Raw genomic sequence first — 234 nt, 5'->3', positions numbered from 1 at the left:
GCGTCCACCGCGATGTTGTCGGCGAAGGTCACGGTGATCTGCGTGTCGGGATTGCCGGTATCGGCGGCATCGATGGTCGGGGCACTTGCGGATTGCACCACCGGGGCGGTGACGTCTGCAATATCGACGGTAAACCCGGTGAGGTTGGGGTCTGCAGCGACGGCATTGCCGCCGGTGTCGAAGACTTCATCGGTGAGCAGGGCGACGGTATAGGCGCCGCTGTCCGCCAGGTCC

At 65.0% G+C, this 234-nt stretch carries 1 protein-coding gene; it reads right to left on the bottom strand.

Features of this window, described 5'->3' with window-relative positions:
• A partial coding sequence (locus ABLN94_RS24655; RefSeq protein WP_352997362.1) for a hypothetical protein occupies window positions 1–234 on the bottom strand: 234 nt, incomplete at both ends.

The organism is Ruegeria sp. SCP11, from assembly GCF_040329455.1.
Classification (GTDB): Bacteria; Pseudomonadota; Alphaproteobacteria; order Rhodobacterales; family Rhodobacteraceae; genus Ruegeria; species Ruegeria atlantica_E.
This window is presented reverse-complemented; position numbering and strand designations above follow the sequence as displayed.